Below are 22,636 nucleotides of genomic sequence, written 5' to 3' on the forward strand. Positions count from 1 at the left end.
GAAACTTAGAAATTATTCTGATTTTTCTTCTTTCGTTTTTCCTTTTACAGAAATTTTAACGCCATCTTTTGCTTCATTTAAATCAAGAGTTAATTCATCTCCTTCACTAATTACAGCATTGATAATTTCTTCTGCCATTGGATCTTCGATGTATTTCTGAATAGCACGTTTCAACGGACGAGCTCCATAATCTTTATCAAATCCTTTGTCTGCGATAAAATTCTTCGCTTCCTCTGTTAATTCAATATGATAATTCAAAGCTATTAAACGCTCGATTAAACTTGCTAATTCAATATCGATGATTTTCATGATGTCTTCTTTTGTCAATGAATTAAAGAAAATAATATCATCAATACGATTCAAAAATTCTGGCGCGAAAGCACGTTTTAAAGCTGTTTCAATTGTTGATTTTGCGCGTTCATCAGCAGAATCTTTCTTAGATGAAGTTCCAAATCCAACACCATCTCCAAACTCTTTCAATTGTCTTGTACCAATGTTAGACGTTAAAATGATAATCGTATTACGGAAATCAACTTTACGACCTAAACTATCTGTTACATGACCATCATCCAAAATTTGTAACAAGATATTGAATACATCTGGATGCGCTTTCTCAATCTCATCTAACAAAATTACCGCATATGGTTTACGACGAACTGCTTCAGTCAATTGTCCACCTTCTTCGTAACCAACGTAGCCCGGAGGTGCTCCAACTAAGCGAGAAACGGCAAATTTCTCCATGTATTCTGACATATCGATACGAATTAATGCATCGTTAGAATCAAAGATTTCTTTCGCCAAAACTTTCGCTAATTGTGTTTTACCAACACCCGTAGTTCCTAAGAAAATGAATGAACCAATTGGTTTATTTGGATCTTTCAAACCTGCACGATTACGTTGAATTGCTTTCACAACTTTCGTTACCGCTTCATCTTGACCAATTACTTTTCCTTTCATTAACTCATTCATCTGAGCCAATTTTTTCAATTCTTTTTCAGCTACACGATGTACAGGAACGCCAGACATCAACGAAACAACTTCCGCTACATTTTCTTCTGTAACTGTTTCACGATTCTCTTTCGATTCTTGTACCCATTTTGCTTGCTCACGTTTCAAATCACTTTCTATTTGTTTCTCTGAATCACGTAAACGAGCAGCTTCTTCGTATTTTTGAGATTTTACAACTTTCGTTTTCTCTTCGCGAACTTCTTCTAATTTTGCTTCAAGATCTAAAATTTCTTGAGGAACTTTTATATTCTTGATATGCACGCGAGAACCCGCTTCATCTAAAGCATCAATCGCTTTATCTGGCAAGAAACGATCTGTAATATAACGTGTTGTCAAATTTACACAAGCTTGCAACGCTTCATCTGTATAATTTACATTATGATGCGCTTCATACTTATCTTTGATATTATGTAAAATCTGTAATGTTTCTTCTGGAGTTGTTGGTTCAACCATCACATTTTGAAAACGACGAACTAATGCACCATCTTTTTCAATATATTGACGATATTCGTCCAACGTTGTTGCTCCAATACATTGTAATTCACCACGCGCCAAAGCAGGTTTGAACATGTTAGAAGCGTCTAAAGAACCCGTAGCTCCTCCTGCTCCAACAATTGTATGTAACTCATCAATGAAAAGAATAATATCATCATTTTTCTCTAATTCATTCATGATTGCTTTCATACGCTCTTCAAATTGTCCACGATATTTAGTTCCAGCAACTAATGATGCTAAATCTAATGTTACCACACGTTTGTTGAACAATACGCGCGAAACTTTACGTTGTACAATTCTTAAAGCTAAACCTTCTGCAATTGCAGATTTACCAACACCTGGCTCTCCAATTAACAATGGATTGTTCTTTTTACGACGAGAAAGAATTTGAGAAACACGCTCTATTTCTTTTTCACGTCCAACTACAGGATCCAATTTTCCTTCTTGCGCAATCGCAGTTAAATCACGTCCAAAATTATCTAAAACTGGAGTTTTACTTTTCGAAGTAGGTTTACTTGTAGATGCACGCTCAAAATCGTTATCAGAATCACCTCCATCAAAAGATGGATTTTCTGCACGAGGAGATTGAATTTCCTCATCTTGAAATTGAAATTTGAATTCCTCCTTTACTGTATTGTAATCAATATCCAACTTATTCATCAATTTTGTAATCGGATCGTTTTCATTACGAAGAATACACAATAATAAGTGAATTGTATTTACAGTCGGACTTTTAAACAATTTTGCTTCTAAGAATGTTGTTTTCAACGCTCTTTCAGCTTGTTTTGTCAAACTCAAATTTTTTATACTATTACCTGGAGTTTCTTTTGCTGGGTTTAGGTTTTCTATTTTTTGACGCATTTCGTCTAAATCGACATTCAATGCTTCTAAGACAGAAATGGCTTTCCCTTCACCGTCGCGAATAATCCCCAACAGAAGGTGTTCCGTTCCTATTTGGTCGTGGCCTAATCTCAACGCTTCTTCCTTACTATAAGAAATAACGTCTTTTACTTGTTGTGAGAAATTATCGTTCATTTTATTATTTAAGCTGTCTTTAACAAATATAATTATTCTGATAGACTATAGCATAAATTATGCCTATGTCCGAAATGATTTGATGATTCCTTAAAATAACGAATTATTGTCTATTAATTTCAAAATAGCTGACAATATTTCATATCAATTCTTAAAGAATTCATAATAATTTGAGAGATAGATGTCGTTGCTAAAAAATCGTACAAATCACCTTTTTTCATTTTCAAATCATCGTGAAGTTCTAAAATTTCTTCGGAATTCAACTCATTATTTTGGTGAAAAATTTCATCAATTTCATTTCTTCTTTCAGGACTGTACAATGTCGACGAACACCATGTCACAATTTTTTCTTGCGAAATATCTTTTACGCTCAGTTTATTTTCATTCCAAAACAAAAGGTAAGCATTTTTAGTTAGTCTTTCAAAAACAAAAATTGTAAAAGGTGCGATTCCTGACAAATTTTCCGAATTAATAAACTCATTTACAGAATTATATTTCAATAAATCTAATAAAATAATTCCTCTACTTTCTCTGTATTTTTCTTTGAAATGCATTGGTTTTTCGATTCCTCCATTCAAAATACACGCAACATATTGTTCCGAATAAAAAATCCAAGTTCCATTTGCGCGCTCATCTACAGGCGAAAAATAAGTTTTATCAAAACGCTTTTGCTCCACAATCTCTTTAGAAGAAGAACGATTTATTTCCTCATCTCGGTTGTGCGTCAACACAAATTCATCCTCATTTCTGTAAAAACTGATTATACACATCTCATTTTTCAATTTAGTTCAAATGTAAAAATTTATCTTTGCAAAGAATTATGAGTATTCAGAAAACTATAGCGCATTCCTTTGATGAAATGAAATCGATTCTTTTGCAATTTGACGATCTGTCTTTTCAAAAGGAATTAGAAATCATTTCTGGTGCTTCTGTTGGTCAACATTTTCGTCATATTATCGAGTTTTATTCGTGCTTTTTACAAGCGCAAAAAAACAATTGTATTTGTTATGATGATAGAGAGCGAAATCGTGCTTTAGAAAATTCGGTTGTTGAAAGTTTGAATACGCTGAATCATCTAAAATCACAAATAGAACGTTTAGATTTAGAAAAAACAATTCAGCTAAAACAGAATTATTACGGAGAGAATTTCACAATTAATACCACAAATTATCGCGAATTAATGTATTGTTTTGATCATAGCATTCATCATTTTGCGTTGATTAAAATTGCGATCGAAACTCATTTTTCAACGATTAAAATTCCACAAAATTTTGGAATTGCATCTTCTACAATTGCTTTTCAAAATCAAGAAAAATGAATCCGAAAATAACAAAATGGACACGATACGAATTTTGGCCATTCTGGTTATTTTATGCGCCATTGACACCTTGGTACATTTATAAAATCTTTCAAACAGGCGCTCCAGCTTACTTTTGCTCGGCAAATCCTACAATGAAATGGGGCGGATTTATTGATTATTCTAAAATTGATTTACTCCATCAAATTGATAAAAATTATAAGCCAAAAACCATTTTTTTTGATGAATTTACAACACAAGAAATTCCGTTTAATTTTCCCTTTATTGCAAAACCAAATCTTGGTGAACGTGGAATTGGTGTAGAATTAATCAGAAATGAAATTGATTGGAAAAATTATTTAGAGCAAAATAATCGAGATTTAATTTTACAAGAATATATTCAATCAAACTTTGAGTTTGGTGTTTTCTATGTTAGATTACCAAAAGAAAAAAATGGTAAAATACTGTCGATAACAGCAAAAGATTTTTTGACGTTTACGGGTGATGGAAAATCAACTTTGAAAGAATTAATCGAACAAAATTTAAGAGCTTTTTACCGAAAAGATTATTTGTTTAAACGTTTACAAAACGAACTAAATTCAGTTCTTCAAAAAGATGAAAAATTATTGGTTGAACCAATAGGAAATCATAGTCGAGGAACAACTTTTTTAGATGGATCTTCTCTAAAAACGTCTAAATTAGAAGAAACTATAGATCAAATCGCACAAAAAATTGATGGTTTTTATTATGGTCGTATCGATTTGAAAGCAAAAAGTTTAGAAGATTTTCAGAACGGAAATTTTGTCATACTTGAAATTAATGGTGCAAATTCTGAAGCAACTCATATTTATGATCCGAATTTTAATTTGATAAAAGCTTATAAGGAAGTGATTAAGCATTTGAATTACCAACATAAAATTGCTGTTCAAAATCATCAATTAGGCGTGAAATGGACAGATTGGAAATTGCTTGCGAGAGAATTAATAAAACGCTATTAAACTTAATTTGACCAAAATTGGCAGATTTTCTGGAAAGGAATAAAGATTGAATGATGTTTTCAAAACCAATTTTATGAGTTATCCTTTTCCGAAGAAAACTATTATAATTCCTCTGCTACTGCTTATACCAATGTGGATTATCTTTTTGTTCCAACAAAACGGATACAATTTAAACGGTTGTTACGGCGTTATTCCGAGAACTTTCGTAGGATTGAAAGGAATTCTGCTCTCACCTTTATTTCATTCGGGTTGGAAACACATTATCAGTAATACCTTTCCGTTAGCATTTCTTAGCTTTATCGCACTATTGATGTACGATAGATTAGCTTATTATGTTATTTTTTTTGGTTGGATTTTATCAGGAATTATTCTTTGGATGATTGGAAATCCTCCTTTTTTAGATGATAATGTAAGTTGCCATATCGGAGCAAGTTCTATCGTTTATTTATTGGCTTCGTTCATATTTTTCAGTGGAATTATTAGAAAAGAACGCGGTTTAATGGCGATTTCATTAATCATTATTTTATTATACGGCGGAATGATTTGGGGAATGGTTCCTCAAGAAATTTTACCACAATTAAAAACAGATACAAGTAGTAATTCTATTTCTTGGGAAGGACATTTAAGTGGATTTATTTCGGGTGCATTTTTTGCTTATTTGTTTAGAAATATTGGTCCACAAAAAGAAGTTCCGAAATGGGATCAAGAAAATTATTATGATCCACAAGCCGAGCGTTTATGGGATATTTACCAAGAACAAGAACGTTTGAAAGCAGAATATCTTGAATCTTTGGATGAGAAAGATGATAAAAATATTGAACCAAATTATCAAACAAAAACCCCTGAAAATTATTTTTCAGGGGTTTTTATTTTTTCAAATTCTTCTTAGAAAGGCATTCCAGGAATGTTTGGTAAATTTTCTTGAGCTGTTTTTTTCGCTCTGTCAATTGCTTCTGTTTTTACTTGTTCCAACGCTTTGTTTAACGTCATCACTAACAAATCTTCAATTTCTTCTTTTTCCATTCCTTCAGCAAGTTCAATATCTTTTACTGTTGCCAATTTAGACATTGTAATTTTTACTTTTCCATCGTTAGAAGTCGTTGTAAATATTTCTCCATCTAATTCATTTTTCAAATCAGAAAATTTATCTTTAAATGAATTGATTTTTCCCATCATTCCCATGATGTCTCCAAAATTTCCAAACATTTGTCTTTATCTTTAATAATTAGTTATTCGTGTAGTTTTTTCCACAATAAATCTTTCAATTCTGTGATTCCTTTTCCAGAAACAGACGAAATAAATATCGTATCAATATCAGTTGGTAATTGTGCTTTAATCTCAGCTTCCAATTCATCATCTAACATATCTGACTTAGAAATAGCTAAAATTCGTTCTTTATCTAACAATTCAGGATTGAATTTTTTCAATTCATTCAACAGAATTTCATATTCTTTTTTATAATCTTCTGTATCGGCAGGAATTAAAAATAATAAGTTAGAATTACGCTCAATATGACGCAAGAAACGATGTCCAAGACCTTTTCCTTCTGCCGCACCTTCGATAATTCCAGGAATATCTGCCATAATAAATGACTGATGATTACGGTATTCTACAATTCCCAAGTTAGGTGTTAACGTTGTAAATGCGTAATCTGCAATTTTTGGTTTAGCAGCCGAAACAGCTGATAATAAAGTAGATTTTCCTGCATTTGGAAAACCAACTAAACCAACATCTGCCAAAATTTTCAACTCCAATGTAACTTGACGCTCGTCACCATCCAAACCTGGCTGTGCATAACGAGGCGTTTGACGCGTTGCAGAACGGAAATGCCAGTTTCCTAGCCCCCCTTTTCCTCCTTGCGCAATAATTAATTCTTGCCCATTTTCTGTTACTTCGCCAATAATATTTCCTTCGTCATCTTTGGCAATTGTTCCGATCGGAACTTCCAAAATAATATCTTCACCGTCAGCACCAGTAGAACGAGATTTACCTCCACGTCCACCGTTTTGCGCACGGAAATGTCTTTTGAATCGAAATTCTAACAAGGTCCAAAGATTTGAGTTTCCAAGAAGCGTGATATTTCCTCCACGTCCACCATCTCCACCATCTGGTCCACCTTTGTCAATATATTTTTCGCGATGCAAACTTGCTGAACCCGCACCTCCATGTCCGGCTCTACAATTTATTTTTACGTAGTCAACAAAATTTGATTGCATAATTTTTCTCTTTTAATTAGTCTGCAAAAGTACAATTTCTAATTTGTTTATTAAAATCTTGTATTATCTATTTTGAATGAATAATTTATAATGACTCAGATTTTTATTTATATTTATTCAATTAATTAACACACTATCATGAATACTAAAAAAATTTGTCCGAATATACTGATGACTAACTTCTGAAAAAGCAAAAACAAACCAAAACAATGGTAATTACTTTTGGATGTTTGATGTTTTTGATTTCTATCTTCTTGGTATATTCAGCAATAAAATCAAAAAATTATGCATTAATTGCCGTTGCTTGCAGAACTTCAACTACTTTGATGCCTTTGGTCATAAGGCTTTCTATGATTAACAAAGAAATAAAATCGCGCCAAAAATAGATTCAATAGTATGAATAACGAACATTTACAACGATTACTTCCTTTTGGTTATATTTATTTAGTCTTCATGGGAATTATTAAAGAATCTATTTTTTATTATCAATTGGATATTAATATTCTGAAATTTTCGAGCATTATGGATATCTTAATTAGTCCAATAGCCGAAATCACCGCACATCCTTTCTTACTAATCTTTTTTATTCTTCTTATTTTTCTACTTTATAGTTTTAAACAGTATTCATTGAAACATCCAGAGAAAAAATTCATTAAGAAATATTACAAGATTAAAGAAACTGATAACCTCACGAATGAAGAATTCACTAAGAAAATTAATCAAAATTTAATTGGATTCTTTTTTGTTATGCTGATTTGTTTCTTTTTAGGATTTGGAGTTGGTGGTGGTAATTTTTTATCAAAACGAATAAAAAATGGAGATTTAAAATTCGAAAAATATGGACAGACCTTAACTTTCAATTCTGGTGAGAAAAAAGAAATTTATTTAGTCAATACGAATAGTCTTTATTATTTTTATGTTGTGAAAGGTCAAAAAACTGTTGAAATTTCTCCAATTAGCACAATACAATCAATCACGAAAAATAAGTAATCAAAACATATTTTTATAATGAATAGGATTGATTAATTTTGCAGCATGTACAAACAATTCAAAAACATTTTATTTCAATTACAACCCGAAGAAGCACATCATTTCGTTACACGAAATCTAAAAAATTATGCTGCATTTCCTGGAGTTGGAAAATTATTAGATAAATTTTATCAATACAATCAACCAAGTTTAGAACGAGAAGTTTTTGGAATTAAATTCAAAAATCCAATTGGTTTGGCTGCAGGTTTTGATAAAAATGCTGAATATATTGAAGAATTGAACCACTTCGGATTTGGCTTTATCGAAATTGGAACCGTTACACCAAAACCTCAACCGGGAAATGATGCACCACGTATGTTTCGTTTGATGGAAGATGAGGCGATTATTAACCGAATGGGATTTAATAACAAAGGTGTTGATTTTGTTGTTTCGAAAATTAGAGAATTAAAAAATCGTGAAAACTATATCATTGGCGGAAATATTGGTAAAAACAAATTGACACCAAATGAAGATGCTGTTGACGATTACATCAAATGTTTCAATGCATTGTTTGATTATGTTGATTATTTTGTAGTCAATGTAAGTTCTCCAAACACACCTGGATTACGCGATTTACAAGAAAAAGAACCTTTATTGTACATTCTTAATTATTTGCAACAATACAATAATCAAAACGAAAAACCGAAACCAATTTTACTTAAAATCGCACCAGATTTAACAGATTCTCAATTGGACGATATTATAGATATTGTATTAGAATCTAAAATTGCTGGAGTGATTGCTACAAATACAACCATTTCAAGAGAAGGATTAAAATCTGATCCAGAAATTGTAAAAGAAACTGGTGGAGTTTCGGGAAAACCACTTAAAAATCGTTCAACAGAAGTGATTCGTTATCTTTCTGAAAAATCGAACAAAGCATTTCCTATCATTGGAGTTGGCGGAATTCATACAGCCGAAGATGCTAAAGAAAAACTGGAAGCTGGTGCAAGTTTGTTACAAGTTTATACAGGTTTTATTTATGAAGGTCCTGCTGTTGTAAAAAACATTTGTAAAGGCTTGGTTGAAGGAAAATAGAAAACTTATGACTCCAAATTATATAGATTTAGGATTATCATCTCCTATGAGTGTTGAATTGAGAAAATTAGTCGAAGAACAATTAATTGTTGACTTAAAATACTATGATGTAAAATCTGATAATTTAAAATTTGATTGGTCAAATAGTTGTATTGAAGGTCATCTAAGTAACCATCTTAATAGCTCTTTAGAAAATTACTCAGAAATTTATGTATATGATAATTCTAACAATTTAATTGCAGAAGGTTGGATGGATTATATAAATAGTTCTGAATATTTAGATAAATCTACTTTTTTTATAACGTACTGGGATAATGTAATAATTTGGAACAATAAAGAGAAACTATTTGAAAAATTAGAATTTGGTATTCCTAATCATATTTGGGAGAAAATTCCTGAAAATCTAAAAAAATTCTTGAAAAATGATAAACTGAAAAAAATTCAGCTTGACAATAATAAAAAAGGATTCTCAAAATGAGAATCCTTTTTATTTTATAATGTAAAAGTCGTTTTATAAAACTTCTTTAATTGCTGCGTTCAATTTTTCGGTAATATCTTCAATAGAACCTACTCCATCAATCTCAACCCATTTTCCTTGCGCTTTGTAGTGTTCTGCTACAATTGCAGTTTTCTCGTAATATTCTGTAATACGATCGCGGATAATTTTTTCGTCCACATCATCAGCACGACCAGAAGTTTTTCCGCGTTCTAATAAACGTTGAACCAAAATTTCGTCATCCACAACTAATGCTAATGTAATCGAAACTTCGCTTTCGTATTTATCTGCTAAGATTTTATCTAAAGCTTCTGCTTGAGATGTTGTACGTGGATATCCATCAAAAATGTATCCTTGCGCATTTGGATTGTTATCTAAATGATCAACCAACATATTTGTTGTTACCTCATCTGGAACTAATTGTCCCTTGTCCATGTAAGATTTCACAAGAGCGCCTAATTCTGTTTCATTTTTAAGGTTGAAACGAAATAAGTCTCCAGTAGAAATTTGAGGAGTTTGGTACTTTTCTTCTAAAAATTTAGCTTGTGTTCCTTTACCACTGCCAGGAGGTCCGAACAATACAATGTTTAGCATTTTGTTTTAATGTTTTATTTGATAAATATCTGGTAAATTTCTTCCTAATCCGTCAAAATCTAATCCATAACCTACTACAAATTTATCAGGAATAGAAATTCCTACTAAATCTACTTTTAAATCTTTTTTGTAAGCGTCTGGCTTAAATAATAAAGTTGCTACTTTTAATGATTTTACCTTTTTCTCTTTCAAGATTCGGTGCAACTCTACTAACGTATTACCTGTATCTACAATATCTTCTAAAATAATTACGTGACGTCCTTCAACATTCATCGGAATATCCATCTCAATAGTAATTTTCCCTGTTGATTCTGTTCCTTCGTAAGATTTTAATTTCAAGAACGAAATCTCACATTCTCCTTGATATTGTTTTAAGAAATCGCTGAAGAACATTACAACTCCGTTTAATACACCAACAAAAATCGGTCTTTCGTCTTTGTATTCTTCGTAAACTTCGTTTGCCATATTTTTGATGGCGTGTTCTATTTCTTCAAAAGCGATGTACGGAATAAATTTTTTACCGTGAATTTCTATTTCTTTCATTGTTTGAGATATTCAAATATATACTTTTTTTGATAAAGTTTAAAACATTTATCTATTTTATTAGATTGTCATTGAGAAAATGCGTGTTTCTGGCTCGTTATCTATCATTCTCTTATCGAATGTCATACACACATTTCGAACGTATGGACGTCCTTCTTCTTTTACGATCAAACCATTTTCTACAAATTCAATCAAATTATCGTCAACCATATCTTGTAACATAGTTTTGATACGATCTACATCATCAAATTTCATGTTATCATCAGCCCAAGAAGTTTCTAAATTACACATTAAATTTAGAATATGACGACGCATAATCAAATCTTCTTCTGATAATATATGTCCTTTGAAAACGGATAATTCTCCGTTATTGATTGATTTTTCGTACTCTTCTACTGTCTTCTCGTTTTGTGCAAAACTATACCAAGAATCACTGATAGAAGAAACTCCTAAACCAACCATTAATTGTGTTTTCGAAGAAGAATATCCCATAAAATTACGATGTAATGTATGGTTTTTCATCGATTGATACATCGAGTCTTGTTCTAAGGCAAAATGATCCATTCCAACTTCGAAATAGTTCATTTCCTCGAACATTTTCTTTCCTTCTTCATATAATGCACGTTTCAATTCTGGTGAAGGCAAATCATCGTCCTGAAAACCACGTTGTCCAACACCTTTTATCCACGGCACATGCGCATAACTGTAAAACGAAATACGATCTGGATTTAATTCTTTTGTCAAATTAATAGTTTCCATCATTCCTTCCATTGTTTGATGTGGAAGACCAAAAATCAAATCGTGAGAAATCGATGTAAAACCAATTTCGCGCGCTTCTTCGGTTGCTCTTTTCACATTCTCGAAAGGTTGAACACGATTGATCGCTTCCTGAACTTTCAGATCATAATCTTGTACACCATACGAAATACGTCTAAAACCTAAATCGTATAAAGCCTGTAAATGTTCTCTTGTTGTGTTATTTGGATGACCTTCTAAACTAAATTCGTGTCCTTCAGCTACATCCGCATATTCAAAAATACCATCAATTAATTTCTTCAAATTTTCTGGAGAAAAAAACGTTGGTGTTCCTCCTCCTAAATGAATTTCTTTAATTTTTGGTCGAGATGAAAATAAATCCACATATAATCTCCATTCTTTCAAAACTGTATCAATATACGGAACTTCTACCGAATGTTGTTTCGTAATACGTTTGTTACATGCACAAAACGTACACAACGACTCGCAATAAGGTAAATGAATATAAATTGATATTCCTTCTTCTACATTACTTTCATCGAAAGATCGTTGAAAAGTTTCAATCCAACCTTGTTTAGTAAAATCATCATTGTCCCAAAACGGAACAGTTGGATAACTTGTGTAACGAGGTCCTGGAATATTATATTTCTGAATTAAATTATCCATTATCTAAAAAAATTAAAAATACTTAATCAACTTGACTAAGTATTATTTAATAAATTTTCTTTAAAAATTATTTTTATAGAATTGCCTGACGAACTCTAACTAATTTAGTTAATAAGTCTTCTAACAAATCTAATTGTAACATGTTTGCACCGTCACTTTTTGCATTTTTAGGATCTGGATGCGTTTCGATAAAAATACCATCAGCACCAACAGCAATTCCAGCTTTAGCAATCGTTTCGATTAATTCTGGCTTTCCTCCTGTTACACCTGAAGCCTGATTTGGTTGTTGTAAAGAATGTGTGATATCTAAAATAACTGGTGCATAATTTTGCATCACAGGAATTCCACGATAATCTACCACTAAATCTCCGTAACCTAACATTGTTCCACGCTCGATAATTGCTACATTATTATTACCAGAATCTGTTACTTTTTCTACAGGAAATTTCATTGCTTCTGGCGAAAGAAATTGACCTTTTTTCAACGTAACATGTTTTCCAGTTTGTGCAGCTGCAACCACTAAATCGGTTTGACGAACCAAGAAAGCAGGAATTTGTAGCACATCTACATAAGCCGCCGCCATTTCTGCATGAAAAGGTTCGTGAATATCTGTAGTTGTTGGAACATCAAAAGTTTCTCCAACTTTTTGAATAATTTTCAATGCTTTTTCATCTCCAATCCCTGTAAAACTATCAATACGAGAACGATTTGCTTTTTTGAAAGATCCTTTAAAAACATAAGGAATCTCTAATTTATCAGTAATTGTTACTACTTTTTCAGCAATTCTCAAAGCCATATCTTCACTTTCGATGGCACATGGACCAGCAAGTAAAAAGAAGTTTGGCGAATCTTTGTGTTTTATCTTTGATAAAGTTTCTATCATTGTGCAAATTTACACAAAGTTATCGACTTATTTTTCATAATTTTGCCTATACTTTATCATTCTTATTTATCGTTTTATGGATTTTTTATCTAACATTGGTATAGCTGATATTTTTGGCTATCTTGCTTCAGTCTTTATTGTACTAGCATTCTTTTTTTCGAAGATTACAATTATCCGCATTATCAATGCAATTGGTTGTGTATGTTTTGTAATTTATGCTGCTATGATCGAGGCTTGGCCAGTCCTTATTCCAAATGCGATTTTATTTTTAGTTCAGGCGTATTATATCATCTTCAAACCTGGAAAATAATCTTCAAAAACCATAAAATTGAAAATCCTATCTGCTGTACTAAATAATATTGAAACGGATCAAAGATTAGATAAAGTTTGCCATTCTTTGTTAAAATTTGGATACGATGTAGAATTGATTGGCGCGACTATAAACGGTAGACCGAAATTGAATAAACCGTACAAGACATTTTTGATGGAACAAAAGAATCAATCAACAATGAAAAAGTATGCTGAATTCAATTACAAATTATTTTTCACTTTACTTAAAAAAGCGGATAAACAAACTATTTTACTAGCGAATGATTTAGATAGCTTACTTCCTTTTTATTTGGTAAGTAAAATCAAAAAAATTCCTTTAGTTTTTGATAGTCACGAAATTTATTCAGAATTGCCATCATTACACAATCGTCCTAAAACAAAAAAAGTTTGGAAAACTTTAGAACGTTCTCTTGTTCCAAAAATCAAGTATTTTTATACCGTAAGTGATGGATATGCCAATTGGTTTCGCAAGGAATATGGTGCTAATCCGGCTGTGATTAGAAATGTTCCCAACCGAACAAAACTTAACGATAAACAAGATTTAATTTTCTTTCGCTTACCCGAAAATCCAACAAACGATAAAATATTATTGTATCAAGGCGCAATTAACATGAGTCGAGGAATTGACAGAATGATTGAAGCGTTCAAACACATTGATAATTGTCAATTTTGGATTGCTGGCGAAGGGCCTAAAAAAACTAAATACGAACAATTGGTAAAAGATTTAGACTTAACTAATCGCATTCATTTTTTAGGAAATATTCCCCCAAAAACTTTAAAAACTATAACACCTTTAGCTGATGTAGGAATGAGTATGGAAGAAGATTTAGGATTAAGCTATCGCTACGCTCTACCGAATAAATTATTTGACTTTATTCAAGCTAGAGTACCAATTTTAGCAACAAATTTACCAGAAATAAAAAAAATAGTCGAAGAGTATAAAGTTGGAAAAGTGATTGACAACCACTATCCAAAACATTTGGCTGAAAAACTACAAGAAATCTTAAACGAAGGAAAAAGAAGTTACCAAGAAAACCTTGCAAATGCTGCAAATGAACTTTGTTGGGAAAATGAAGAATTAAAATTGAAGGAGATTTTTGAAAAAATAAAAAAGTAGATTAAATTTTAATCTACTTTTCTTCTTTTTTATAAATATGTGGATTTTCCACTACTCCTTTTTTAAATACTTTTCTAACGCCCATTCTTAGTGCATTATCAACTTGCAAAACTTGATCCAAAACCTTTTGCTCTGGGCGACCTCTAAACGAAGTCACATGAAAAGAATCTGTTTCCCTTAAAGGTTCTTTAGAAAAATAATAATTTGAAACACATTTTCTAAAACCTTCAAACTTTATTGGAGAAACCGAATGCAAAGAATCATTATGCGTTGCCATTACCGCTAATCGATTGAATTTACTAAAAATCGTAATTTGATCATTTTTCAATCCATTTGGCCAAATTTCTAAATTACCACCATATTCTTCTTTCCAGTCTGGCGTTACATAATACAATAAATTCAACACACGCCACAATTCTCTTTTCGCATCGTGAGAATTATCCAAATGAGGCTGCAAAAATTGACGATTTCCCATCATAGACAAACCTCCAGCATACAAAGATGAATCTGGAATAGGTTGTTTTATTTCGCAAATCTCAGCAATCAAATTTACGATTCTTTCATCTTGAAAAGCGTAAATAATTTCTTCTAAAATAGGATGATATTGATCCATTTGAACAGCAATATATTTATCTTCTTTCAAACTTTTTTTCAACACCATTTCTTTTTCTTGTGGAAAAACTTGATTTATCTCCAAAACTAATTCTTCTGGCAATAGATCATCAACCCAAAAATAACCGATCTTATCTTTGCTACTATTATATTGTTGACTTATTTCTTCCTTTTGATCAATTAATCGTTGTAAAATTATATCTGCGAATTGATTTCTGTTCATAATCATAAAGTTAATTAAAAATTTGTTTCAAAATAATTTCGGCATTCAATTTATCATTCAAATCATATTCAAGTGTTTCAATATATTCTTTTGATGCTAAAAATGATTGATCTTTTAAATGATTAATAGCTTTTATCAGCTCTGATTTATTCGAAACTTGAACACAAAGTCCACTAATTTTCTCGTCATCTATCACATTTTCATTTATTATCGAAAAACGACTATTGAATAATGCATTTATCACTTTTAGTTTTGTTCCAGATTCCTGAAAAGACCACGCTATATTGAGATGTGCTTTTTCGAAAAGATTTTTCAAATGATCAAAATCTTTCAATTTAACAAATTGTATACGAGGATAATTTTTAATTTTTTCTTTTACCCAATTCTCTCTAGAACCTGAAGCAATAACGAAAGGATAATCAATTCCTTTAAACACTTCTATCAAAAAATCGACTACTTTACAATTGTCCGAAGCTCTCAAATCACCATGATATAAAGCAAATTCTCCTTTTTCACTTAGTGATTGAAAAGTTTCATTTCCATGAAAAACAGGCACAAATTTTCCTTTATTATATTTTTCTTGAATATAATTTTGTTCAAATTTAGAGAGTGTAAAAACTTCATCAAACTGATGGATGATATTTTCGTATTGAATATATTTTTTTGCCTCAATATAAAACAATGCTTTTTTTACCAGATTCTTCTCGCTTTCAGCTAATCCAGAAAAATAATTTTGTTCAATATTATGTAATCGCAAATATTTAGAATAACCTTCAAGGTTATATTTATTCAAAATAAATGTTGTTTTTAGACTTTCAAAAAATATAGGTGCTTTCAACGATTTAATTCGTTCATACAATAATTTGCTATCCCTCGATTTTACTGAAATAGGATATTTCTGAAAAATATAATAAGGCATCTGATGTATTGGATAAAAATAAACTTCTTTAGCATATTTCCTTAAAACATCTCTTTCTGTTTCGTTAAACCCAAACAAATGTAAATGAATTTCAATCCCAAGTTGATGAAATGCTTTCAATTTATAAAAAACATCTATAACACCTCCATAATTGGGAGGAAATGGAACATCCATACTTATAAAATGAAGTTTATTACCTTGATACATTAGTTAGTTAATTATTTAACAAAAAAAAGAGTCTACAACTAAGTAAACTCTTTCTTTAAAATTATATTGTGTAATTTATCTTATTCTGATATCGCTTCCGCAACTTCAAATAATCTTCCGTCTTCACAACGCACTTTACGCGCAGGATAGCGACGAATAATTTCATAATCGTGTGTAGCCATCAAAACTGCACAATTATTTTCTTTCGATACCGACAACAATAAATCCATAATATCATTTGACGTTTCTGGATCTAGGTTTCCTGTAGGCTCATCTGCTAAAATTAATTCAGGATGATTTAATAAAGCACGAGCTATAGAAACACGCTGTTGTTCTCCTCCAGAAAGACGGAAAGGCATCATTTTCTTTTTTGACAACATCCCTACCGAATCTAAAACCTCATCAATACGTTTATCGATTGTAGCCTTATCTTTCCAACCTGTTGCTTTCAAAACGAACGTCAAATTTTGCTCAACTGTACGATCTGTTAACAATTGGAAATCTTGGAAAACAATTCCTAAATGTCTTCTAAGATCAGGAATCTTACTTGTTTTCAATGATTTCAAATCCATTCCAACCACAGAACCTTGTCCCGATTGAAGCGGCAAATCACCATAAAGCACTTTCAACAAACTACTTTTTCCACTTCCTGTTTTTCCAATAAGGTAGACAAATTCTCCTTCATTAAGTGTAAAATTAACGTCAGATAATACTAAATGATTTCTTTGATATATAGATGATTGACTTAACTCAATTACATTTTTAGCTTCCATACTTTTCTACAGTCTTTAAAACAAATGTAAAAAAAAAGCTTGAAAGAACGACCTTCAAGCTTATTTTTTATGAATTGTAGCGATTATCTTTTAGCTCTTACTTCACTAACAGTTAATGCTTTTCTTCCTTTCTTTCTACGAGCAGCTAATACTTTGCGCCCGTTTTTAGAAGCCATACGCTCACGGAATCCGTGTTTGTTTCTTTTTTTTCTGTTACTTGGTTGAAATGTTCTCTTACTCATCTTTACTAAGTTTCTAATCCATTACTCGAATGGGTTGCAAATATACAGTTATTATTATTAATTCAAAAATCAAATTGATAGAAAATTACAAAAAAGCTGAATTAATAGTAAACCGCGTTCCGTTCTACACTTTGTAATTTTCGAAGTGCAAATATAAAAACATTTTTTTGTTAAGCAAGAGAAAATTAAAACAATAACAATTAAAACTTATCAACAATATCATTTACGAGGATAAAACAAAGCTATTTTTAGAAGGATTAGAAAAGTTTCCTTAAAACTTTCATAAAACATCAAATATCTTGTTTTTATCAATCTTTTTTTAGCTTAAAATTCGTATATTAGCCACCTTATATAACAAAACAATATGACTGAAGGAGAAAGACTAATCCCAATTAACATTGAGGATGAAATGAAATCCGCTTACATCGATTATTCGATGTCGGTAATCGTATCTCGTGCGCTTCCGGATGTGCGTGATGGTTTAAAACCTGTACACCGTAGAGTATTATTCGGAATGTATGAATTAGGTGTTTTTTCTAATCGTTCTTACAAAAAGTCGGCACGTATTGTAGGGGAAGTTTTAGGTAAATTTCACCCACACGGCGACAGTTCTGTTTACGACACAATGGTACGTATGGCGCAACCTTGGTCTTTGCGTTACTTATTGGTTGACGGACAAGGTAACTACGGTTCTGTAGATGGTGATCCACCTGCTGCAATGCGTTATACTGAAGCAAGACTTCAAAAAATTTCAGACGAATTATTAGCTGATTTAGATAAAGAGACCGTTGACTTTCAACTAAACTTTGACGATACTATCCAAGAACCTACTGTATTACCTACTCGTGTTCCAAACTTATTAGTAAATGGTGCATCTGGTATTGCGGTTGGTATGGCAACAAATATGGCGCCACATAACTTAACAGAAGTTATTGACGGAACAATTGCTTACATCGACAATCGTGAGATTACAATTGACGAATTAACACAATACATCAAAGCACCAGACTTCCCAACAGGAGGTACAATCTATGGTTATGATGGTGTAAAACAAGCTTTCGAAACTGGACGTGGACGTGTTGTTTTACGTGCAAAAACTAATTTCGAAGAAGTACATGGTCGCGATTGTATTATCGCTACAGAAATTCCTTACCAAGTTAACAAGGCAGATATGATTGCAAAAACTGCTGAGTTGGTAAAAGATGGTAAATTAGATGGTATTTCTGAGATTCGTGACGAATCTGACCGTAAAGGTATGCGTATCGTTTATGTCCTTAAAATGGATGCGGTTCCTAACGTTGTTTTAAATAAACTATATAAATTTACTCAATTACAATCATCTTTCAGTGTAAATAATATTGCCTTGGTAAAAGGTAGACCAGAGCAATTGAATTTGAAAGACATGATTTATCATTTCGTAGAACATCGTCACGAAGTGATTGTTCGTCGTACGGAATACGAATTGAGAAAAGCGCAAGAAAGAGCTCATATCTTAGAAGGTTACATGAAAGTAATCGGAACACAAGATGATCTTGATCGTGCAATTAAAATCATTCGCGAATCTGCAACACCAGACGAAGCGCGCACAGGATTAATGGAAGCTTTCGAGTTATCAGAAATTCAAGCACGTGCAATCTTAGATTTACGTTTACGTACATTGACTGGTCTTGAGATTGATAAAATTCGTGAAGAGTACGAAGAAATCATGAAAATGATTAACCATTTGAAAGATATTTTAGCAAACGAAGATTTACGTATGCAAATTATCAAAGATGAGTTATTAGAAATTCGTAAAAAATATGGTGACGAACGTCGTACAGATATCGATTACGCAGGTGGAGACTTAAATATCGAAGATTTAATTCCTGATGAGCAAGTTGTTTTAACGATTTCTCACATGGGTTACATCAAACGTACACCACTTTCTGAATACCGCAAACAATCTCGTGGAGGAGTTGGTAATAGAGCCGCTACAACACGTGACGAAGATTTCTTAGAATATATGGTTTCGGCATCTAACCACCAATACATGTTATTCTTTACAGAAAAAGGAAAATGTTATTGGATGCGTGTGTACGAAATTCCAGAAGGTTCTAAAACATCTAAAGGTCGTGCAATTCAGAATTTGATTAACATCGAGCCAGATGATAAAGTAAAAGCATATATCCTTACACACGATTTAATGAACGAAGAATACGTAAATAATAATTACGTAATTATGGTAACTAAAAATGGTATCATCAAGAAAACATCTTTAGAAGCTTATTCTCGTCCACGTGTTAACGGTATCAACGCAATTACAGTTCGCGAAGGTGATACATTATTAGAAGCTTTATTAACAGATGGTAAATCTCAAATTATGATCGCTTCTAAATATGGTAAAGCTATTCGTTTCGAAGACGAGAAAGTTCGTCCAATGGGTCGTACTGCTTCTGGAGTTCGTGGTATCAATTTAGGAGATCAACCAGATAATGAGGTTATTGGGATGATTGTTGTCACTGATGTAGAAAAAGAAACTGTATTAGTTGTTTCTGAACAAGGTTACGGAAAACGTTCTTCTATCGAAGATTATCGTGAAACAAATCGTGGAGGTAAAGGTGTAACAACACTTAATATTACTGATAAAACAGGAAAATTAATCGCGATTGAAGCTGTTACAGACGAAGATGATTTAATGATCATTAATAAATCTGGAGTTGCTATTAGAACTGGTTTAGATGAAATTCGTGTAATGGGTCGTGCAACACAAGGTGTTCGATTGATTAACTTGAAAAAGAACGACGAAATTGCAGCAATTGCAAAAGTACAGGTTGAAGAAGAATTGGAAGACGAAGTAGAACTTGATGAAGAAGGAAATCCAATTGTTGTAGAAAACACAAACGAAAACAACGAAACTCAAGCAGAAGAAACACCTGCTGAGGATCCAAATAATGAATAATCAATGAAAAAATTATTATTTAGTTTAGGATTAGTTTTAGCAATGTCAACATCATTCGCTCAAACTAACACAGAAGAATTAACGACAGAACCTACAGTTTTAGCTGAAAAATATAATAAATCAGCAAAAGAAAACTTAGCTAAAGGTGACGTTACAAAAGCAAGTCAAGATTTAGCAAAATTATCTAAATACGAAAACGGTAAAGTTTGGCAAGTCAAAAATAAAGACTCTAAAAAAGACGAATTTTACTATTCTCAAGCCGATTTAGATAAAGCTACAGCTGGTGGTAATTACGCAAAAGCAAAAGAAGTTGCTTTGCAACCAAAATATGGTTTCTTGTTGCAATCTGAAGTTTCTAATTTAGCAAACAAAGAATTAGACGCTGCAAACAAAGCAATGGACGCAAAACAATTTACTGAGGCTGGAACAAAATTCTTAAATGTTTTCAACTTAGTTGAAGCTTTAGGTACAAAAGAAGATATCTATAAATATCAAGCTGCAATCTGTTTTTACAACGCAGCTGATTATGATAAATCGTTAACGATTTTGAAAGAATTAGCGGCAAAAGGATTCACTGGTAAATCAGCTAATCAAACAAAAGATTACAACCGTGACATGTATGTTTTAGCTCTTAATGGATTATACAATGCAAAAAAATACGATGCAATCGTAGAAGAAGCAACTACAAAATATCCAAAAGATGCTGACATCAACAATATCGCAACTGGAATTTACCAAGTTTCTGGAAACGCTGATAAAATGACAAAACGTATCGAAGAAGCGATTAAAATCAATCCAAACGATGCGCAAAATTATTACAACTTAGGTGTTTTATATTTAGATGACGCTTCTAAAGCAGAAGAATCTAAAAACTTGTTCAAAAAAGCGATTGAATTAAATCCTAAACATTTCGAGTCTTACAACAATTTAGTTTTAGCTATTTTGCAACCAGACAAAGAAATTGTTGAAACAATGAACAACAATTTAGGAACATCTAAAAAAGAGAAAGAAATTTATAATGCAAACGAAGTAAAACGCAAAGCTTTGTTTACAGAAGCAGCTCCTTATCTTGAAAAAATGTACGAAATTCAACCAGAAAATCGTCAAGTTATTCGTAACTTAATTCAAGCTTACAAAACTTTAGGAAACGATCAAAAAGAAAATTTCTATCGTGACGCTGAGAAAAAATTAGTAAAATAATTATTTCAATATAACACAAAAAAGGACTTCAATTGAAGTCCTTTTTTGTGCTTTATCATTCTGAATGTAGCTTAAGTAAAACTTAAAACAAATCCCAATTTCTTAAATCTGGTAAAAAATGATGGGCTGTCAAATCATAACGAACTGGCACAACAGAAACATAACCTTCCTCTAAAGCACGTTCGTCTGTATCTTCACCTTTGTCAAGATTTTTAAACTCTCCACTCATCCAATAATACGTTCTTCCACGAGGATCTTCACGTTTATCAAATTTTTCTTCCCATTTTGCATCAGCTTGGCGACAAACTTTAATTCCTTTTATTTCATGTCCTTTCAACTTCGGAATATTAACATTCAACACTACACCTTTTGGTAATTTATGTTTTAAAACTTGATCAATAATTGTTTTAATAAATTCTTCTCCAGCTTTAAAATCAGCATTATAAGCAAAATCACACAACGAAAAACCAATCGCAGGAATCCCTTCTATTCCAGCTTCTACAGCAGCAGACATTGTTCCCGAATAAATCACATTCACCGACGAATTCGATCCGTGATTAATTCCCGAAATACACAAATCTGGTTTACGAGGTAAAATTTGCGAAACAGCCAATTTCACACAATCCACTGGCGTTCCAGAACACGCATACTCTTTTACATCTTCATCAACTTCTATTTCATCACAAAACAATGTCGAATTTATTGTCACCGCATGCCCCATTCCACTTTGCGGACTATCTGGCGCAACAACATAAACTTCTCCAAATCCTTTTGCAATCTCTATCAACGCTCTTATTCCAGGCGCAGTTACTCCATCATCATTTGTAACTAAAATTAGCGGTCTTTCCATATTTTATTCTTACTTTTATTCATCATTTTTACAAATGTAAAAAACTTCCTTCTAATTTCTTTTTTGTTTTATATTTGAAGGAGTCTTAAATTATTAATTTATATAATACCAACGCAATATGTTAATTAAAAAAACGTATGTATTACTATCGTTTTTATCAATGAGTTTGCT

23 protein-coding genes are annotated in these 22,636 nt (G+C 32.0%); 10 read left to right on the forward strand and 13 right to left on the reverse strand.

Annotation, left to right across the window (positions count from 1 at the left end; translation table 11 throughout):
* Nucleotides 1–12 precede the first annotated feature (12 nt).
* Together N5D03_RS04765 and N5D03_RS04770 are read right to left on the reverse strand one after the other, a co-directional pair.
* Nucleotides 13–2,538 (reverse strand): ATP-dependent Clp protease ATP-binding subunit, encoded by a 2,526-nt coding sequence (locus N5D03_RS04765; RefSeq protein WP_280051058.1) that lies wholly within the window; start codon nt 2,536–2,538, stop codon nt 13–15.
* Nucleotides 2,539–2,657: 119 nt separating this feature from the next.
* Nucleotides 2,658–3,308, reverse strand: coding sequence for an NRDE family protein (locus N5D03_RS04770; protein ID WP_280051059.1), 651 nt, complete (start codon nt 3,306–3,308; stop codon nt 2,658–2,660).
* A gap of 50 nt (nt 3,309–3,358) precedes the next feature.
* Here N5D03_RS04770 and N5D03_RS04775 point away from each other — a divergent pair, with 50 nt between their 5' ends.
* The 3 genes from N5D03_RS04775 to N5D03_RS04785 all read left to right on the forward strand — a co-directional run bounded on the left by N5D03_RS04775 (nt 3,359) and on the right by N5D03_RS04785 (nt 5,722).
* A complete protein-coding gene (locus tag N5D03_RS04775; protein ID WP_125350525.1) occupies nt 3,359–3,856 on the forward strand; it encodes a hypothetical protein in 498 nt (165 codons plus the stop codon).
* Nucleotides 3,853–4,833, forward strand: a complete 981-nt coding sequence (locus tag N5D03_RS04780; protein WP_280036944.1) for a D-alanine--D-alanine ligase — start codon at nt 3,853–3,855, stop codon at nt 4,831–4,833. Before N5D03_RS04775 ends, N5D03_RS04780 begins: the two co-directional genes overlap by 4 nt.
* A 73-nt stretch (nt 4,834–4,906) precedes the next feature.
* The gene (locus N5D03_RS04785; RefSeq protein ID WP_280051060.1) at nt 4,907–5,722 is read left to right on the forward strand and encodes a rhomboid family intramembrane serine protease; all 816 of its coding nucleotides are present in this window, start codon (nt 4,907–4,909) and stop codon (nt 5,720–5,722) included.
* Here the strand turns inward: N5D03_RS04785 and N5D03_RS04790 are convergent.
* Both N5D03_RS04790 and obgE read right to left on the reverse strand, forming a co-directional pair.
* Nucleotides 5,719–6,039 carry a YbaB/EbfC family nucleoid-associated protein gene (locus tag N5D03_RS04790; protein WP_038333099.1) on the reverse strand — a complete coding sequence of 107 codons (321 nt, stop codon included), beginning with the start codon at nt 6,037–6,039 and terminating at the stop codon, nt 5,719–5,721. The genes N5D03_RS04785 and N5D03_RS04790 overlap by 4 nt on opposite strands.
* A gap of 23 nt (nt 6,040–6,062) precedes the next feature.
* The gene (obgE, locus tag N5D03_RS04795) at nt 6,063–7,049 is read right to left on the reverse strand and encodes a GTPase ObgE (RefSeq protein ID WP_115001628.1); all 987 of its coding nucleotides are present in this window, start codon (nt 7,047–7,049) and stop codon (nt 6,063–6,065) included.
* A gap of 396 nt (nt 7,050–7,445) precedes the next feature.
* Between obgE and N5D03_RS04800 the strand changes: the two genes are divergently transcribed.
* The 3 genes from N5D03_RS04800 to N5D03_RS04810 are packed head-to-tail and all read left to right on the forward strand — an operon-like array spanning nt 7,446 to nt 9,594.
* Nucleotides 7,446–8,039: a hypothetical protein gene (locus N5D03_RS04800; protein WP_147280019.1), complete on the forward strand. Its 594-nt coding sequence runs from the start codon at nt 7,446–7,448 to the stop codon at nt 8,037–8,039.
* 45 nt (nt 8,040–8,084) lie between these two features.
* A complete protein-coding gene (locus N5D03_RS04805; protein ID WP_219033696.1) occupies nt 8,085–9,116 on the forward strand; it encodes a quinone-dependent dihydroorotate dehydrogenase in 1,032 nt (343 codons plus the stop codon).
* 7 nt (nt 9,117–9,123) lie between these two features.
* Nucleotides 9,124–9,594 carry a hypothetical protein gene (locus N5D03_RS04810; protein ID WP_280036948.1) on the forward strand — a complete coding sequence of 157 codons (471 nt, stop codon included), beginning with the start codon at nt 9,124–9,126 and terminating at the stop codon, nt 9,592–9,594.
* Between the two features lie 33 nt (nt 9,595–9,627).
* Here N5D03_RS04810 and N5D03_RS04815 read toward each other — a convergent pair whose 3' ends face one another.
* From N5D03_RS04815 to kdsA, 4 genes are all read right to left on the reverse strand, one after another.
* Complete coding sequence (locus N5D03_RS04815; protein WP_125350758.1) at nt 9,628–10,206, reverse strand: adenylate kinase; 579 nt, start codon at nt 10,204–10,206, stop codon at nt 9,628–9,630.
* A 6-nt stretch (nt 10,207–10,212) separates the two neighbouring features.
* On the reverse strand, nt 10,213–10,749 hold the full coding sequence (gene hpt / locus N5D03_RS04820; protein WP_038333090.1) for a hypoxanthine phosphoribosyltransferase: 537 nt from the start codon (nt 10,747–10,749) through the stop codon (nt 10,213–10,215).
* A gap of 60 nt (nt 10,750–10,809) precedes the next feature.
* Nucleotides 10,810–12,171: an oxygen-independent coproporphyrinogen III oxidase gene (hemN, locus tag N5D03_RS04825; protein WP_115001634.1), complete on the reverse strand. Its 1,362-nt coding sequence runs from the start codon at nt 12,169–12,171 to the stop codon at nt 10,810–10,812.
* A gap of 73 nt (nt 12,172–12,244) precedes the next feature.
* Nucleotides 12,245–13,054, reverse strand: coding sequence for a 3-deoxy-8-phosphooctulonate synthase (gene kdsA / locus N5D03_RS04830; protein WP_115001635.1), 810 nt, complete (start codon nt 13,052–13,054; stop codon nt 12,245–12,247).
* A 76-nt stretch (nt 13,055–13,130) separates the two neighbouring features.
* Here kdsA and N5D03_RS04835 point away from each other — a divergent pair, with 76 nt between their 5' ends.
* Both N5D03_RS04835 and N5D03_RS04840 read left to right on the forward strand, forming a co-directional pair.
* Nucleotides 13,131–13,364 (forward strand): uroporphyrinogen decarboxylase, encoded by a 234-nt coding sequence (locus N5D03_RS04835; protein WP_115001637.1) that lies wholly within the window; start codon nt 13,131–13,133, stop codon nt 13,362–13,364.
* A gap of 18 nt (nt 13,365–13,382) precedes the next feature.
* The gene (locus N5D03_RS04840; RefSeq protein WP_280051061.1) at nt 13,383–14,501 is read left to right on the forward strand and encodes a glycosyltransferase; all 1,119 of its coding nucleotides are present in this window, start codon (nt 13,383–13,385) and stop codon (nt 14,499–14,501) included.
* A 13-nt stretch (nt 14,502–14,514) separates the two neighbouring features.
* Here N5D03_RS04840 and N5D03_RS04845 read toward each other — a convergent pair whose 3' ends face one another.
* The 4 genes from N5D03_RS04845 to rpmH all read right to left on the reverse strand — a co-directional run bounded on the left by N5D03_RS04845 (nt 14,515) and on the right by rpmH (nt 17,477).
* Nucleotides 14,515–15,336: a 2OG-Fe(II) oxygenase gene (locus tag N5D03_RS04845; RefSeq protein WP_280051062.1), complete on the reverse strand. Its 822-nt coding sequence runs from the start codon at nt 15,334–15,336 to the stop codon at nt 14,515–14,517.
* A gap of 10 nt (nt 15,337–15,346) precedes the next feature.
* On the reverse strand, nt 15,347–16,462 hold the full coding sequence (locus N5D03_RS04850) for a hypothetical protein (protein WP_185144468.1): 1,116 nt from the start codon (nt 16,460–16,462) through the stop codon (nt 15,347–15,349).
* An 80-nt stretch (nt 16,463–16,542) separates the two neighbouring features.
* A complete protein-coding gene (locus N5D03_RS04855; RefSeq protein ID WP_038333079.1) occupies nt 16,543–17,235 on the reverse strand; it encodes an ATP-binding cassette domain-containing protein in 693 nt (230 codons plus the stop codon).
* An 83-nt stretch (nt 17,236–17,318) separates the two neighbouring features.
* On the reverse strand, nt 17,319–17,477 hold the full coding sequence (gene rpmH, locus N5D03_RS04860; protein WP_019974979.1) for a 50S ribosomal protein L34: 159 nt from the start codon (nt 17,475–17,477) through the stop codon (nt 17,319–17,321).
* A 364-nt stretch (nt 17,478–17,841) separates the two neighbouring features.
* Between rpmH and gyrA the strand changes: the two genes are divergently transcribed.
* Both gyrA and N5D03_RS04870 read left to right on the forward strand, forming a co-directional pair.
* Nucleotides 17,842–20,415, forward strand: a complete 2,574-nt coding sequence (gyrA, locus tag N5D03_RS04865) for a DNA gyrase subunit A (RefSeq protein WP_115001642.1) — start codon at nt 17,842–17,844, stop codon at nt 20,413–20,415.
* 3 nt (nt 20,416–20,418) lie between these two features.
* A complete protein-coding gene (locus N5D03_RS04870) occupies nt 20,419–21,615 on the forward strand; it encodes a tetratricopeptide repeat protein (RefSeq protein ID WP_280051063.1) in 1,197 nt (398 codons plus the stop codon).
* 82 nt (nt 21,616–21,697) lie between these two features.
* Here N5D03_RS04870 and surE read toward each other — a convergent pair whose 3' ends face one another.
* On the reverse strand, nt 21,698–22,465 hold the full coding sequence (gene surE, locus N5D03_RS04875) for a 5'/3'-nucleotidase SurE (RefSeq protein ID WP_115001644.1): 768 nt from the start codon (nt 22,463–22,465) through the stop codon (nt 21,698–21,700).
* Nucleotides 22,466–22,636 lie beyond the last annotated feature (171 nt).

Origin of the sequence: Empedobacter sp. GD03861 (assembly GCF_029840885.1) — a bacterium.
Classification (GTDB): domain Bacteria; phylum Bacteroidota; class Bacteroidia; order Flavobacteriales; family Weeksellaceae; genus Empedobacter; species Empedobacter falsenii_B.